The organism is Providencia sp. TYF-12 (assembly GCF_041344805.1).
Lineage (GTDB): Bacteria > Pseudomonadota > Gammaproteobacteria > Enterobacterales > Enterobacteriaceae > Providencia > Providencia huashanensis.
In genome coordinates this window covers 2346931-2362096 of record NZ_CP166833.1, presented here as the reverse complement: position 1 = coordinate 2362096, position 15166 = coordinate 2346931, and the positions used below count along the sequence as shown (strand labels likewise).

Genomic DNA, 15166 nt, shown 5'->3' with positions numbered 1-15166 from the left:
TAATGAATGAATTTTTCCCCACAAATGTATTAGTCATATTAAATTAAGTCATAGAACAATAACACTTACATAACGTATATGAATATAAGCCTGCTGAAAGGTGTCAGCTTGGCATTTTCGTGATTTAGATCACTTTATTTAATTCCTATTTTGTTAATCTATTCTTAACTGATAGACAGGATTAATAAGATTTTTAAGCCAATAGGCGATGATGAGCAGCGTTATTATTAGAATTATCTATACTTTCACTTTTAGGCAGTCTTTTTCGCCCAGTTTGTCGATACATTGCTCATTGGCTTAAAAAGTTTAACATTTATCAGGAGTAATCTATATGTCTGTAACTAACGTTACCGAACTCAATGAACTCGTTGCTCGTGTCAAAAAAGCTCAACGCGAATTCGCGACTTTCTCACAAGAAAAAGTTGACGAAATATTTCGTGCTGCTGCTCTCGCTGCCGCTGATGCACGTATCCCCCTAGCAAAACTCGCTGTTGAAGAATCTGGAATGGGTATTATTGAAGATAAAGTGATAAAAAATCATTTTGCTTCTGAGTATATCTATAATGCCTATAAAGACGAAAAGACCTGTGGGACTTTATCTGAAGACCCAACATTTGGGACAATAACGATTGCAGAGCCTATCGGTATTATTTGTGGCATTGTGCCAACCACTAACCCAACCTCAACTGCAATTTTTAAATCATTAATTAGTCTAAAAACACGTAATGCCATTATCTTCTCTCCACATCCACGTGCGAAAAATGCAACCAATCGTGCAGCTGAAATAGTACTTAATGCCGCTATTGCTGCAGGTGCACCAAAAGATATTATTGGCTGGATTGATTCCCCTTCCGTTGAATTATCCAATGCATTGATGCACCACGCTGATATTAACCTGATTTTAGCGACAGGTGGACCAGGTATGGTTAAAGCAGCCTATAGCTCTGGTAAGCCAGCGATTGGTGTCGGCGCGGGTAATACCCCTGTTGTGATTGATGAAACAGCAGATATCAAACGTGCTGTTGCATCGATTCTCATGTCAAAAACCTTCGATAACGGCGTTATTTGCGCCTCAGAACAATCCGTTGTTGTTGTGGATGAGATCTACAACCAAGTTCGTGAGCGTTTTTCCAGCCATGGCGGCTATTTACTGCAAGGTAAAGAACTTAAAGCGGTTCAAGAAATCATTTTGAAAAATGGTAACTTAAATGCTGCCATTGTGGGCCAACCTGCTGTTAAAATTGCCGAAATGGCGGGCATCACTGTCCCTATCACGACTAAAATCTTGATAGGTGAAGTTAAAGTTATTGATGATTCAGAACCCTTTGCCCATGAAAAACTGTCCCCGCTCTTAGCCATGTATCGTGGTAAAAACTTTGAAGATGCCGTCTCCAAAGCTGAACAATTAGTCGAAATGGGAGGGATTGGCCATACTTCTTGCTTATACACCGACCAAGACAATCAACATGAACGAGTGAACTACTTCGGCCAAAAAATGAAAACAGCACGTATTTTAATTAATACGCCGGCCTCGCAAGGTGGTATTGGTGACTTATACAACTTCAAACTAGCTCCTTCTCTCACATTGGGTTGTGGCTCTTGGGGGGGTAACTCTATTTCCGAAAACGTCGGGCCAAAACACTTGATCAACACTAAAACTGTGGCGAAGAGAGCTGAAAACATGTTATGGCATAAACTACCAAATTCAATCTACTTCCGTCGTGGTTGCCTACCTATCGCCCTTGAAGAGATTGCAACTGACGGTGCGAAACGTGCCTTTATCGTCACTGATGGTTATTTATTCAATAATGGTTATGTTGATGAAGTAGTCAATGTACTCAAAAAACACCACATTGAAACAGACGTATTCTTTGAAGTTGAAGCAGACCCAACATTAACAGTTGTACGTAAAGGCGCTGCCCAAATGCAAGCATTCAACCCTGATGTTATTATTGCATTAGGTGGTGGTTCACCGATGGATGCAGCGAAAATTATGTGGGTCATGTACGAACATCCTGAAACACACTTTGAAGAGCTCGCGCTACGCTTTATGGATATTCGCAAACGTATTCACCGCTTCCCTAAAATGGGCGTTAAAGCGAAACTAGTTGCGATTACAACTACTTCAGGTACTGGCTCTGAAGTTACGCCGTTTGCGGTTGTGACTGATGATAAAACAGGTCAAAAATATCCATTAGCGGATTACGCACTCACCCCGAACATGGCTATCGTTGATGCAAACTTAGTCATGAATATGCCTAAATCTTTAACTGCCTTTGGCGGTCTAGATGCAGTGACCCATGCATTAGAAGCTTATGTTTCAGTGCTAGCTAACGAATTTACCGATGGCCAAGCGCTTAAAGCATTAAGTTTATTAAAAGATTATTTACCTGCCAGCTATCACGAAGGTGCTAAAAACCCTGTCGCTAGGGAGCGTGTACATAATGGGGCTACCCTTGCAGGTATTGCATTTGCGAATGCGTTCTTAGGGGTATGTCACTCAATGGCACATAAACTAGGTTCAGAGTTCCATATTCCACATGGCCTCGCCAATGCCCTATTGATTTGTAATGTCATCCGTTTCAATGCGAATGACAATCCAACTAAGCAAACAGCCTTTAGCCAATATGACCGTCCTCACGCACGTCGACAGTATGCTGAAATTGCTGATCATCTCGGTTTAACTGATTCAGGGGATCGTACAGGCGCTAAAATTGAAAAATTATTAGCATGGCTTGATGAAATAAAAGCAGATTTAGGCATTCCAAAATCTATTCGTGAGACAGGAGTACCTGAAGCAGACTTCTTAGCTCGCGTAGATAAACTGTCTGAAGATGCATTTGATGACCAATGTACTGGTGCTAACCCAAGGTATCCATTAATCTCTGAAATTAAACAATTATTATTGGATTCCTATTATGGTCGTGATTTTGTTGAGCATTCAACAGCACCTGTTACCGAACATATAGAAAAGAAAGTTCCTCAGAAAAAAACAGCTGAAAAGAAAACCACTAAAAAATAATTTATTTATAGATTATTAAATTAGCAAAGGCACTGTTATAGAAACAGTGCCTTTTTTGAGGACTTAAAATGAGTTGCGACGTACTAAATATTAACGTTGATATATATGATTTTTCCTAATAGCTAGTTTTATATCACCTTCTACTCGCATAACGAGATTATAATAATTATTTTATTTCCATACACGTAACTATATAAAACTACCTAAAATGAATTGGTTTTTTAGGAATTATCCCTTCATTCATCATTTGCGCTTGTTTTATTGCTTCTGAATAGTGTTTACGACAAACAGATATATACTTTTCATTACCGCCTATATCGACCTGAGCACCCTCATATACAGCAATACCATCACTTCCTATACGTAATACCTTATTAGCCTTACGCCCACAGTAGCATACGGTTTTTAGCTCAACCAATTTATCTGCCCATGCGAGTAAATATTGACTGCCTGCAAATAGTTGCCCAGCAAAATCAGTGCGAAGTCCATAGCACAAAACAGGGATATCCTCGTTATCAACGATGTCACATAATTCTTCAACTTGTTTTTTTGTTAAAAACTGACATTCATCAATAAGGACACAATGCACTTTCTGTAACTGATTTTCGCGCTTAATAACCTCTGCCATATCCGTCGTTGTTGAATAAACCAACGCTTCAGCAGATAAACCAATACGCGAGGATACTTTCCCCTGAGCAAAGCGATTATCTATCTCTGCTGTGAAAATAACAGTACGCATCCCTCTTTCATTATAGTTATACGATGATTGCAATAACGACGTTGATTTGCCTGCATTCATTGCTGAATAATAAAAATAAAGCTGAGCCATCTGGCTGTTTCCTCACAATTAATATACGCAATAATTTTACCATAAAACATATCGTTAGATTAACAAAATGACACTATCTCACTTTACTTATTGAAAATTTAACCCTTTTTACAATTATTTTGCTTCTTATCGCTAATAAAGCTTACCTTATATACAATAAAAACCAATTTGATATTAACTATAAACCGTATCAGCTAAAGCATGTTAAGCTAAAATTCATCATCAAAAAAAGAAAATTTAAGTTAGTATCCCCCTTCAATTCATTCTGAGTAAAAGTAGAATGCGACTTTCGACAAGCACTGCGAAATATTAAATCACAAAGTTTTTTTCTTATTGCTATTTTTTTCATTAGTTCAGTTATTGATAATAGCGGTATATATATCTACGAAAGTTTTATTTTTCTTTTGTAAAAAAATTGCATTCGTAAAAGATAACTTTTAAACTAGAGAAGTAATTTAGCTATTGCAGAATTTAAAATAGCATTCTATTATTACTGTACACATGCCAACAAATAATTTGAGACCAGGAAAATGAGCGAATCATTAAAAGCGTTAAATAACATCCGTACTCTTCGTGCTCAAGCTCGCGAAGTAACTTTAGAATCGTTAGAAGAAATGCTGGAAAAATTAACCGTCGTTGTTGAAGAACGTCGTGATGAAGAAAACCAAGCTCGTGCAGAATTAGAAGAACGTAACCGTAAACTGGAAAAAGTTCGTGAAATGATTCTTGAGCAAGGCGTAGATTTAAATGACCTTCTGCAAACAATGGATTCAGGTAAAGGCACAAGCACTCGTGCTAAACGTGCAGCTCGTCCAGCTAAATATAAATATGTTGATGAAAATGGTGAAACTAAAACGTGGACAGGCCAAGGCCGTACTCCAGCTGTAATCAAAGTTGCCATTGAAGAACAAGGCAAATCATTAGATGATTTCTTGATCTAATCGCCTAATCTTTTATTCCAAACACCCTTTTTAAAAGGGTGTTTTTGTTTGTACCTTTATATATTATTTTATATTAGTCTCTAGCTACAAAGTCTCTTAACCATTATAACCACTAGCTCCCCCTGCAATTCTTGCTTAATTTATAGCCTCTAATAGGTATTGCACTAATCATCAAATATTTACAATTAAATAAAAACGCCAAGGTAAAGATTTGTAATTTTAATTAGACATTATTAAATTCAAAAGCAATTGTTTAATGTGACTGAGTGCTATTTTTATCGCACTGCATGGAGGTAAAATTAACAACGAGTCGAAAAGCCGCTTCTACTCCTTAATACTTAGTCTTTATAGTTAATAGTTCATCTCTATCTATAAAAAAGGCTAACTTGTCTAGTTAGCCTTGAATTAATTTACTGAAATAAGTTTTCTATTTCGGCGCGTTCAATGAAGCCGACAATTCTGTCAACCACTGGGTAAAGTCATCTCCTAAAGTGTCATGTTGCATTCCATATTCAACAAATGCTTTCATGTAACCTAGTTTATTTCCACAGTCATGACTTTTACCACATAAGTGGTAAGCCTCTACAGGTTCATTATTTTCCATCATTAATGCGATTGCATCAGTTAGCTGTATTTCATCACCAGCACCTGGGACTGTTTTTGCTAATGCGTCCCATATTTTTTCAGATAAAACGTAACGACCAACAATAGACAAATTGGAGGGGGCTTCTTCACGACTTGGTTTTTCTACCATGCGAATAATTTTTTTGCTGTCCCCCGGTTGCAGAACTGCGCCATTGCAATCAACAATACCGTAATTGGAAACTTCTTGCTCGGGCACAGGTTCAACCAGAATCTGGCTCGCCCCCGTAGATTCGTACTGTTCTAGCATTTCACGTAGATTAAATTTTGTTAAATCCGTGCTATAACGGTCTAAAATCACATCAGGTAAAATGACAGCAAATGGCTCTTCACCCACTAATGGTTTTGCACATAAAATAGCATGCCCTAACCCTTTCGCAATCCCTTGACGTGTTTGCATGATAGTAACATGACTTGGGCAAATAGATTGCACCTCATCCAATAACTGGCGCTTAACACGCGCTTCCAATATGGCCTCTAACTCGAAGCTAGTATCAAAGTGGTTCTCAATTGAGTTTTTTGATGAATGGGTAACCAAAACTATCTCATTGATCCCAGCAGCAATACACTCATTGACTACATATTGAATGAGCGGCTTATCAACAATCGGTAGCATCTCTTTTGGAATAGCTTTTGTTGCCGGTAGCATCCGCGTCCCTAAGCCCGCAACAGGTATTACAGCTTTACGCACCTTGCGTTGTGTCATTTGTCATAACTCCAGATAATATCTACGCATCTTAGCCCCATAGTTCAAATATGTTAGCGATGCATTTCAAGTGCGCGGAAGTATATCAGGAAATTATCCCAAATAAATAGTGACGAGTCCGAATGCGGCAATTTAAAACGCGTCATCAACACTTTTTAAGAGTAAATTAATTTTCAGGATTAAACATTAGTTTTATTTTTTGGCTATTATTGCGTATTAAACACTGCCAGACAGCCCCTTTTATCTCCAAATGATTCGATTGATAAAACTTGAGTGTCCCAAGTGGCAGGTTTCTTGCCAATTTAAAATGAGAGTTTTCTGTCGTTATATCGGCTTCTAACCCAGCACTAGCCATAATGATCGAATTATTTTGCGTGTTAAAATACCCCAACAGTAAAGGAAATTGCCCATTAAAACCGGAATCTTCCAATAAATGATTTATCTGATTAATAATCCTATCAATATTTGGTAGTTTTTTATCTGGATAGCTAACGGCGCTTTTCAATAAATCATTAAATACAACCCGGATTAAAAAAGCAGCCATGACGCCTTCTTGATGAGACCGCTCCGTATCTATACAGTAAAAACCAATTTGGCTATCTGAAATAGCGGCTAAGTCTAACAACAGACCAAACCGATTAGCTTCATTAAGTTGGCGATAATTAATTCTATAACCATTAATTATTTGGTGTACTGGCGGCTGCAATTGCTTCAAGACGGTAAGCATGTCTTGCGGATTGTTTTCCATCAATGCAGAAATATTATCGCCGATTTGTTCGGATAAGTCGTCTTGCTCAGGATACAACGCTGAAAGGATGGTAACTTTAACTTCATCTAAATTTTTTATCGGTTTTAATAACGCATCTGTCGCCCCTAAACGGAACATTCTGTCTAATTGCGTAAAATCAGTGGTTGCTGTAATGACTATCACCGGAATGTTAATATTTCTAGCAACTAACTCCCGCATAAATGCTTCGCCATCCATAACTGGCATATTTAAATCACAAAGAATGATATCAGGTTCTATATGGCTTATTGTGATCATTTCTATTGCTAATTGACCATTTTTTGCGGTATAGATCTCTATCCCTAATGTCTCAAGGTAGTTTTTTAAGATTGTACAGAAGGTGATTTCGTCTTCTACTATCAGTATTTTTCTATTTTTCATAAGATACCTACTGCAATGACCTGGTTTAATTAACAATACTATTATTCATACTATAAAATTATTTTTCACCCACAATTTAAGTATAGTGATTTTTCAATCTTATACTTATTTTTATCGAGAGTGTTATGCCATCACAAGCAAAAGATAGATGTTGCTGCGGTAATGAAGCACAATTTGAACATTGTTGCTCACCTTTTTTGCGAGGCTTGTCAATTCCTCAGACACCTGAGCAACTCATGCGCTCACGTTACAGCGCCTATGTACATCACAATGTTGATTACCTTATTGAGACATGGCACCCCGATTGCCATGCCGAGGAATATCGTGAAGAGCTAATCAATAGTTTTATACAGACACAATGGCTAGGACTTTGTGTTATTAGTTCTTCTTATGCTAAAAATCCTGATGAAGGCTATGTCGAATTTTCGGCTTGCTTTATTGATGAAAAAGCTGATCATAAACAACTTATTCATGAACGTTCCCGTTTTATTCGGATAAATTCGCGTTGGTATTATATAGATGGCATAACACCAAAAGTGGGTCGTAATGACTTATGCCCTTGTGGTTCTAGCAAAAAATATAAAAAGTGCTGTAATCCAAGTTAGCTATCGCTCGTTTATTTACTTGTATCAACGCAAATTTAACACTCAGTTTGTCATTAGCTTTATTATATAAGCTTTGCTAGTTAAGGATTAGACAGTTTCATGCAACACAAAAATGTACAAAAGAAAATTCTCAGGACAATTTGCCCTGACGCGAAAGGACTTATCGCGAAAATCACCAATATTTGCTATAAACACCAGCTCAACATTGTACAGAATAATGAGTTTGTCGATCACCGCACAGGCCGTTTCTTTATGAGGACCGAACTGGAAGGGATTTTTAACGATGAAACTCTATTAGCAGACCTTGACGATGCATTGCCTGTGGGTTCTAAACGCGAATTAAACGCAGCTGGGCGTCGTCGCATTGTTATCATGGTCACCAAAGAAGCTCATTGCCTTGGTGATTTACTCATGAAGAGTGCTTATGATGGCTTAGATGTTGAGATTGCCGCTGTTATAGGTAACCATGACACCTTGAAGAACTTGGTCGAGCAATTTGGCATTCCATTCCACCATATTAGTCACGAAGGTTTAACCCGTGAACAACATGATGAAAAAATGACAGCTCAAATTGACCAGTATCAGCCTGATTATGTGGTTCTGGCCAAATATATGCGTGTTTTAACACCAGAATTTGTTCAGCATTATCCAAACCAAATTATCAATATTCACCACTCATTCTTACCTGCGTTTATTGGTGCTAGACCTTACCACCAAGCCTATGAGCGCGGGGTAAAAATTATTGGGGCAACAGCGCATTTTGTAAATGATAACCTTGATGAGGGACCAATCATTACACAAAACGTGATTAATATAGACCATACATTTACTGCTGATGACATGATGCGTGCTGGCCGAGATGTTGAAAAAAATGTACTTAGCCATGCATTATATTGGGTATTAGCTCAGCGTGTATTTGTATATGGTAACCGAACGATTATTTTATAAGTCAAAAACTGGCTTAAACAACAATAAATTGTTGATATTACAAGCGTTAAGAACAAAAAAACAGCAAACGAGTATTTTATTGTAAATTAATGCTTTACAGCGGCGCGTCATTTGATATGATGCCGCCCGCTGTGAACGATTACAGCAATACAAAATTAGGTGGGATACCCAAGCGGCCAAAGGGAGCAGACTGTAAATCTGCCGTCACAGACTTCGAAGGTTCGAATCCTTCTCCCACCACCATTCAGTTATACTCACCTCCCAGTTTATCAACAACGCCCATAAAGCGATTTAACACACTAGAATGTGATTTTGACTTATAGACATAACATTCACTTTGCCCTAGAAAATTATTTATTGATACGTATATCAATGACTTATCAATTAACTCTTCTTCAGGATAATGGTCAGTAATGCCAATAAAGTCACCATCTTGAATAAAACTTTGACAACAACCGATATTGTCCATTTGTCTTACGCTAATCTTGTTATCGGTGGTCTCAATTTTTTTTAATAACCCACTCATTAGCGAACTTTTATAAAATGCAGGATCACATAACCAAGTGTTTTTTTGTAATAGCTCAATAAGGTTATAATGGTATTTTTCATATAGTTCTTTACGACAATATATACCCAATGGTGAGTTCTCTATTTTTTTTTGTAATGAGAAACGCTCACTAACAACTTCCTCAGAACTAAGAATAAGTGTATTACCATCATAATCAACAATCTCATCCACTTCATCATAATTAAACCTCAATATATTAACTTGTACATTATTGAGGTGAGCTGCTTGATATAAATTGATTAAGTGCCCTTCTTTTCCCCAGTCATAATAAATATTAGCCTCATTAACAATGTAGCCTGAAAAATGTTTTTTAGTAATTTCTTTCTCCTGTAAATAAAGATCCCTAAGATCATTATAAAGTTCCTGGCCATCCTTAGTTAATGTCATTCCAAATTTTTCTCTCTTAAAAAGCCGTTTACCTAAACTGGTTTCGAAATCCTTGATTGACTTCGCTATGGGAGGTGTCGTACGGTTCATCACCCTAGCAGCCTTGCTTAACGAGCCATTTTCCACAACCGCCATAAACGCCTCTAATTTTCTTGAAAAGAACATATCTATGACCCCATTCTATTATTAAAATGTTAATCAACAAGAGTAATTATATAAGTCAAAAAATGTTGATTAGCCCATAATTCAACTCACCAAATAAAAAGACAATCTTAATTTTTTTATTGAATGAGTAACAATATTTCATAAAGGTATTTTTATAATTTCCAACATAGCAAAGCAATATATTATACTGTTTAGCTTAATTATTTTTTATGGCTAGACTATTAAATCACATTAAAATACAAATAACCAACTGACTTTAAATGAAATTAAATATACTTAATTAAGATATTATTTAACACACCTTAATTTTCAATAAAAAATAAATTAGTCATAACTCACCCAATTAACAATAATAGATAATTAAAATTGTTGATATTAATTTATATAATATACAGTATCAGTCAAATGTATTACCTACTGCTATTATTACAGTAGTCTACATAATTTATTTTTGAATTAAAGTACGCTATGTAGGGTTATACAGTGTGGTCATCATCTGTTAGAATCTGAGGCAATAATCATTAAAGCATAGGTGATAAAAAAACCATGAAATTCATATCATTCAACATTAATGGCCTGCGAGCTCGCCCTCACCAACTTGCCGCTATTATAGAAAAACATCAACCAGAAGTCATTGGTTTACAAGAAACCAAGGTCCATGATGATATGTTCCCTTATGAGGAAGTGAGCCAACTGGGCTATCATGTTTTTTATCACGGTCAAAAAGCACATTACGGTGTTGCGCTACTCACTAAAAATGAACCTATCGATGTACGAAAAGGTTTTCCAACTGATGATGAAGATGCCCAACGCCGTATTATTATGGCTGATATTCACACAGAGCGAGGGCCATTAACGGTAATTAACGGTTATTTCCCTCAAGGGGAGAGCCGTGACCACCCAACGAAATTCCCAGCCAAAGAAAAATTCTATCAAGACTTACAGCACTATGTAACGTCGACACAAACAGCTGACTCCCAATTATTAATTATGGGGGATATGAACATCAGTCCAACCGATTTAGATATTGGTATTGGAGATGTTAATCGCAAGCGCTGGTTAAAAACAGGTAAGTGTTCATTTTTACCAGAAGAACGTGAATGGCTAGATAACCTACTGGGCTGGGGGTTAGTCGATACATACCGCGCGAAGAACCCGGATGTCAATGACTGCTACTCCTGGTTTGATTACCGCTCAAAAGGTTTCGATGATAACCGTGGCTTGCGGATAGACTTATTACTCGCCTCTAACAAGTTAGCTGAGCGTTGTATTGCAACAGGGATTGATTATGACATTCGTGGAATGGAAAAACCGTCAGATCACGCCCCTGTATGGTCTGAGTTTAACTTAACCAAATAATTCTTTAACACCGTACACGGCAAGTAAAAGGTGCTATATAGCACCTTTTACTGTATTAGTTACTCGACTTTCTTTTTAGTTTTCTTGCTTGTTTTCGTTGCTTTCTTCCCGCTTTTTGAAGGCGGTGGAGGTAACTCTCTAAATGTACGCAAATTCGTAAATTGGCGAGCATGATGAATTAATTGCACCAGCGTTTGGCTTAGTGGCTGCATGAAATCATCATAACGTGATTGTTTTTCACTGATTTGAGTCAGAACAGACTCCCAATGTGCGGTCATATCCGGTAAAGTCGCCATATCTGGCAACACATGAATTAATGCTCTCCCAGCAGGCGATGAATGAATATAACGCCCTTTTTTATATAAAAATTGCCGTTTAAATAATAGGTCAATAATTCCAGCACGCGTCGCTTCAGTACCAAGGCCATCAGTTTCTCGCAATACTTTTTTTAATGCTTTATCTTGTACAAAACGAGCAATTCCTGTCATAGCAGACAATAAAGTAGCATCAGTAAAAGGCCTTGGTGGTTGTGTTTGCCTTTCGACAACCTCCCCTTTTTCACACAGAAGTTCGTCATTTTTACTCACGATGGGTAAAGGCATACCATCATTTTCAGCGTCCCGCTCTTTATTTCCTAAGACAACTCGCCAGCCTGCTTCAGCTAAAAAACGCGCTTTAGCGATAAACTTACCCTTTTCAATTTCTAAATCAATTGTACATTTACGATAAACCGCATCAGCCATAAATTGAATAATATACTGCCGCGCAATCAGTTGATAAATATTACTTTCATTCTCTGTAAGTTTTACCGCAGTGGCTTTTGCTGTAGGAATAATCGCATGGTGAGCATCGACTTTTTTATCATCCCAACAACGGTTTTTTTTATCTAACTCTGGGAGTTCAAATTCAGTGAGTAACGGCTGATGCACTGCTATTGCATTTAATACACTATGGCGACCAGCGAAATGTTCATCAGGTAGATAACGACTATCTGAACGCGGGTAGGTAATTAATTTATGCGTTTCATATAAACGTTGGCAAATATCCAAGACTTCCTGTGCACTGAGTGCATATTTTTTGGCTGCTTCAATTTGCAGAGCTGACAAAGAGAAAGGTAAAGGAGCAATCTCAGTTTCACGTTTATCTTGGTACTGTGTGACTATCGCCGGCTTACCTTCAATACGCGAAACGACATGCTCCGCTAAAGGCCGATGAAATAAGCGCCCTTCTTCATCCTGAAAATCGACACACGACTCACTAGGTTGCCATACAGCAACAAAACGCTCATCTTGCGGAGTCACAATGTGTGCTTTAACTTCAAAGTAGTCTTTCGGAACAAAGTTTTCTATTTCTTCATCGCGCCTGACCACCAGCCCTAAAACTGGTGTTTGCACCCGACCAACAGAGAGAACACCTTGATAGCCCCCCCGTTGCCCCAATAAGGTATACGCTCGAGTCATATTGATGCCGTAGAGCCAATCAGCTCGTGCTCGTGCCAATGCTGACACACACAGAGGGATAAACTCACGATTTTCTCTTAAGCGGTCAATGGCCCGCTCAACAGCCTGTGGATTAAGGTCATTAATCAAGCAACGTTTTACGCTTTTGCGTTTTTCTGAATCAAGCTTTAAAAAGTCGAGTACCTCATCAACCAGCAACTGTCCTTCTCTATCGGGGTCTCCTGCATGAACAACGACAGTTGCTTGTTTAAGCAGCGCTTCAATCGTTTTTAATTGTTTGGTTACCGCGGAGCGCGGCTTTAATTGCCACTTATCGGGGATAATCGGCAAATCTTGCAAATTCCAACGCGCATACCTAGGTTCATAGGCATCGGGTTCTGCCTGCTCCAAAAGGTGCCCTATGCACCAAGTAACAGTTTGACCATCACCACATTGAATAAAACCATCACCACGCTTATGTGGTTTCGGCAGTACATCAGCAATAGCCCTTGCAAGGCTCGGTTTTTCCGCAATAAACAAACGCATGAATTAATCTATCACTTCAACTAAAGGAACATTGTCCTGATGGGGTAATAATTTCCCGATAGACTGTAACAAAACACCTTGTTGCTGTGCAATCTCTTTAATTTTAGAGACTTCTGAAGGTTTGACGGCAATAAGTAAACCGCCAGATGTTTGAGGATCACACAGTAAGTTACGTTGCATATCACTCATTGGGCCAATAAGATGCCCATAACTGTCAAAATTCCGTGATGTCCCACCAGGAACACAACCTGCCTCGATATATTTCTCAACATCCGTTAATTTAGGTACTTTGTTAAAAGCAATCTCAGCGCGGACACCAGAACCTTCACAGATTTCACTTAAATGCCCCAACAAGCCAAAACCCGTCACATCAGTCATCGCGGTTACTCCATCAAGAGGAGCAATCTCAGCACCCAGCTTATTCATCTGGCACATAGTTTCAGCTGCCAAATGTTGGTGCTCCTCAGCAAGAACCCCTTTTTTCTCCGCAGTAGTTAATACGCCAATCCCCAAAGGTTTCGTTAAAAATAGCTCACAGCCTGCTATTGCTGCGCTATTTTTCTTCACGTACTCGGTATTAACGACGCCAGTAACTGCTAGACCAAAGATAGGTTCAGGTGCATCAATTGAATGCCCTCCAGCCAGGGATATCCCAGCATCCGCACAAGCGGCACGTCCCCCCTCGATAACTTCACGTGCAACTTCCGGTGGTAATTTAGCGATTGGCCAACCTAAGATTGCAATCGCCATAATCGGTTTACCACCCATAGCGAAAATATCACTTATCGCATTAGTCGCCGCAATACGGCCAAATTCAAACGGGGAATCAACAATTGGCATAAAAAAGTCAGTGGTACTAATGATGCCAATGCCATTGCCTAAATCATAAACAGCAGCGTCATCTTTAGTTTCATTACCAACTAACAAATGGGGGTCGTGAAATTTAGCTTGTTCTGTATGTAAAATTTGTTCTAAAACCTTTGGTGCGATTTTGCAGCCGCAACCTGCACCATGGCTATATTGTGTTAGTCTAATTTTCTCAGTCATTATTGTTCTCTTTAAAAATAAGTTACAAATCCTGTCATATCAGGGGCTTGTACTTTTGCAGGTGCTTTAAGTTCAGGTGTCCCCAAATAAAGAAAACCAACAATTCGGTCGTTTTCGCCACAACCTAAACCTGCACGAACGACCGCATCTTCAGTCCATGAACCAGAACGCCAAATTCCACCAAAACCCTGTGCAACTGCAGCCATTTGCATAGCTTGTACTGTGCAACTTGCTGCAACTAATTGTTCCCACTCAGGAATTTTAGGATGTTGTTTTAGCTTTGCAATCACAGTAATAATTAATGGCGCTCTAAAAGGTGCATTGCGAGCTTTTTCTTCAACATCCTCGCCTAACTGCCCTTCAATTGCCGCTTTCTCAAGCAGTTCACTGAAGCGTTTAATGCCATCATCTTTCATGATCACAAAATGCCATGGTTTCAATGCGCCGTGATCAGGTGCTCTCATCCCTGCTGCAAGTATATTATCAAGCTGTTCACCTTGTGGGGCTGGCGTTTTGAGTCTAGAAGCTGAACGGCGGTTCAACAAAAGGGTTAAAGCATCCATGGTTGTCTCCGATTAAGAGTAAACTGATATGATAATCATTCAATTAGATAATTATACCAATACTATATTTAGTTTAAGCCTAAGAGAAAATCGCCTACACTATATAACCATTAATTATTGAGTAAATTACGTTATAAATTCATTGAATTGTATCATTTGTCACTGGTGAAAAATATAATTGAGATATTGTACCTTGTGTAACACAATTTTGTTATGCATAAAAACCGCTTT

At 38.4% G+C, this 15166-nt stretch carries 12 protein-coding genes and 1 tRNA gene; 6 read left to right on the top strand and 7 right to left on the bottom strand.

Going from position 1 to position 15166, the window contains the following annotated elements:
* The first annotated feature begins 331 nt into the window (after positions 1 to 331).
* A complete protein-coding gene (adhE, locus tag ABE954_RS10675) occupies positions 332 to 3022 on the top strand; it encodes a bifunctional acetaldehyde-CoA/alcohol dehydrogenase (RefSeq protein WP_042843639.1) in 2691 nt (896 codons plus the stop codon).
* 199 nt (positions 3023 to 3221) lie between these two features.
* Here adhE and ABE954_RS10670 read toward each other — a convergent pair whose 3' ends face one another.
* Complete coding sequence (locus ABE954_RS10670; RefSeq protein ID WP_048607277.1) at positions 3222 to 3851, bottom strand: thymidine kinase; 630 nt, start codon at positions 3849 to 3851, stop codon at positions 3222 to 3224.
* Between the two features lie 530 nt (positions 3852 to 4381).
* On the opposite strand from ABE954_RS10670, the gene hns reads away from it, so the two are divergent.
* Entirely contained in the window at positions 4382 to 4792 is a 411-nt protein-coding gene (gene hns, locus ABE954_RS10665; RefSeq protein WP_042843638.1) for a histone-like nucleoid-structuring protein H-NS, read from the top strand.
* A 427-nt stretch (positions 4793 to 5219) separates the two neighbouring features.
* Here the strand turns inward: hns and galU are convergent, their stop codons facing one another.
* Together galU and rssB are read right to left on the bottom strand one after the other, a co-directional pair.
* Positions 5220 to 6140: a UTP--glucose-1-phosphate uridylyltransferase GalU gene (galU, locus tag ABE954_RS10660; protein ID WP_042843637.1), complete on the bottom strand. Its 921-nt coding sequence runs from the start codon at positions 6138 to 6140 to the stop codon at positions 5220 to 5222.
* Positions 6141 to 6306: 166 nt separating this feature from the next.
* Positions 6307 to 7308: a two-component system response regulator RssB gene (gene rssB, locus ABE954_RS10655; RefSeq protein WP_042843635.1), complete on the bottom strand. Its 1002-nt coding sequence runs from the start codon at positions 7306 to 7308 to the stop codon at positions 6307 to 6309.
* A gap of 125 nt (positions 7309 to 7433) precedes the next feature.
* Here rssB and ABE954_RS10650 point away from each other — a divergent pair, with 125 nt between their 5' ends.
* The 3 genes from ABE954_RS10650 to ABE954_RS10640 all read left to right on the top strand — a co-directional run bounded on the left by ABE954_RS10650 (position 7434) and on the right by ABE954_RS10640 (position 9104).
* Positions 7434 to 7913, top strand: a complete 480-nt coding sequence (locus tag ABE954_RS10650; RefSeq protein ID WP_129465960.1) for a YchJ family protein — start codon at positions 7434 to 7436, stop codon at positions 7911 to 7913.
* A 99-nt stretch (positions 7914 to 8012) separates the two neighbouring features.
* Positions 8013 to 8861, top strand: a complete 849-nt coding sequence (gene purU / locus ABE954_RS10645; protein WP_042843633.1) for a formyltetrahydrofolate deformylase — start codon at positions 8013 to 8015, stop codon at positions 8859 to 8861.
* A gap of 158 nt (positions 8862 to 9019) precedes the next feature.
* Positions 9020 to 9104, top strand: a tRNA-Tyr gene (locus tag ABE954_RS10640).
* Position 9105: 1 nt separating this feature from the next.
* Here the strand turns inward: ABE954_RS10640 and ABE954_RS10635 are convergent.
* The gene (locus tag ABE954_RS10635) at positions 9106 to 9981 is read right to left on the bottom strand and encodes a LysR family transcriptional regulator (RefSeq protein ID WP_042843632.1); all 876 of its coding nucleotides are present in this window, start codon (positions 9979 to 9981) and stop codon (positions 9106 to 9108) included.
* A 546-nt stretch (positions 9982 to 10527) separates the two neighbouring features.
* On the opposite strand from ABE954_RS10635, the gene xthA reads away from it, so the two are divergent.
* Positions 10528 to 11340 (top strand): exodeoxyribonuclease III, encoded by an 813-nt coding sequence (gene xthA / locus ABE954_RS10630; protein ID WP_042843631.1) that lies wholly within the window; start codon positions 10528 to 10530, stop codon positions 11338 to 11340.
* 59 nt (positions 11341 to 11399) lie between these two features.
* On the opposite strand, the gene ABE954_RS10625 is transcribed toward xthA, so the two are convergent.
* The 3 genes from ABE954_RS10625 to ABE954_RS10615 are packed head-to-tail and all read right to left on the bottom strand — an operon-like array spanning position 11400 to position 14935.
* Entirely contained in the window at positions 11400 to 13325 is a 1926-nt protein-coding gene (locus tag ABE954_RS10625; protein WP_042843630.1) for a DNA topoisomerase III, read from the bottom strand.
* 3 nt (positions 13326 to 13328) lie between these two features.
* Complete coding sequence (selD, locus tag ABE954_RS10620; protein ID WP_131680773.1) at positions 13329 to 14372, bottom strand: selenide, water dikinase SelD; 1044 nt, start codon at positions 14370 to 14372, stop codon at positions 13329 to 13331.
* Positions 14373 to 14383: 11 nt separating this feature from the next.
* Positions 14384 to 14935: an NAD(P)H nitroreductase gene (locus tag ABE954_RS10615; protein WP_042843627.1), complete on the bottom strand. Its 552-nt coding sequence runs from the start codon at positions 14933 to 14935 to the stop codon at positions 14384 to 14386.
* Positions 14936 to 15166: the final 231 nt, after the last annotated feature.

Bases quoted from the DNA above. Each gene is read 5' to 3' on its own strand.
- galU (WP_042843637.1), bottom strand. From the start codon at position 6,140: ATGACACAACGCAAGGTGCGTAAAGCTGTAATACCTGTTGCGGGCTTA.
- ABE954_RS10670 (WP_048607277.1), bottom strand. From the start codon at position 3,851: ATGGCTCAGCTTTATTTTTATTATTCAGCAATGAATGCAGGCAAATCA.
- ABE954_RS10635 (WP_042843632.1), bottom strand. From the start codon at position 9,981: ATGTTCTTTTCAAGAAAATTAGAGGCGTTTATGGCGGTTGTGGAAAAT.
- xthA (WP_042843631.1), top strand. From the start codon at position 10,528: ATGAAATTCATATCATTCAACATTAATGGCCTGCGAGCTCGCCCTCAC.
- selD (WP_131680773.1), bottom strand. From the start codon at position 14,372: ATGACTGAGAAAATTAGACTAACACAATATAGCCATGGTGCAGGTTGC.
- rssB (WP_042843635.1), bottom strand. From the start codon at position 7,308: ATGAAAAATAGAAAAATACTGATAGTAGAAGACGAAATCACCTTCTGT.
- ABE954_RS10615 (WP_042843627.1), bottom strand. From the start codon at position 14,935: ATGGATGCTTTAACCCTTTTGTTGAACCGCCGTTCAGCTTCTAGACTC.
- ABE954_RS10650 (WP_129465960.1), top strand. From the start codon at position 7,434: ATGCCATCACAAGCAAAAGATAGATGTTGCTGCGGTAATGAAGCACAA.
- adhE (WP_042843639.1), top strand. From the start codon at position 332: ATGTCTGTAACTAACGTTACCGAACTCAATGAACTCGTTGCTCGTGTC.
- ABE954_RS10625 (WP_042843630.1), bottom strand. From the start codon at position 13,325: ATGCGTTTGTTTATTGCGGAAAAACCGAGCCTTGCAAGGGCTATTGCT.
- hns (WP_042843638.1), top strand. From the start codon at position 4,382: ATGAGCGAATCATTAAAAGCGTTAAATAACATCCGTACTCTTCGTGCT.
- purU (WP_042843633.1), top strand. From the start codon at position 8,013: ATGCAACACAAAAATGTACAAAAGAAAATTCTCAGGACAATTTGCCCT.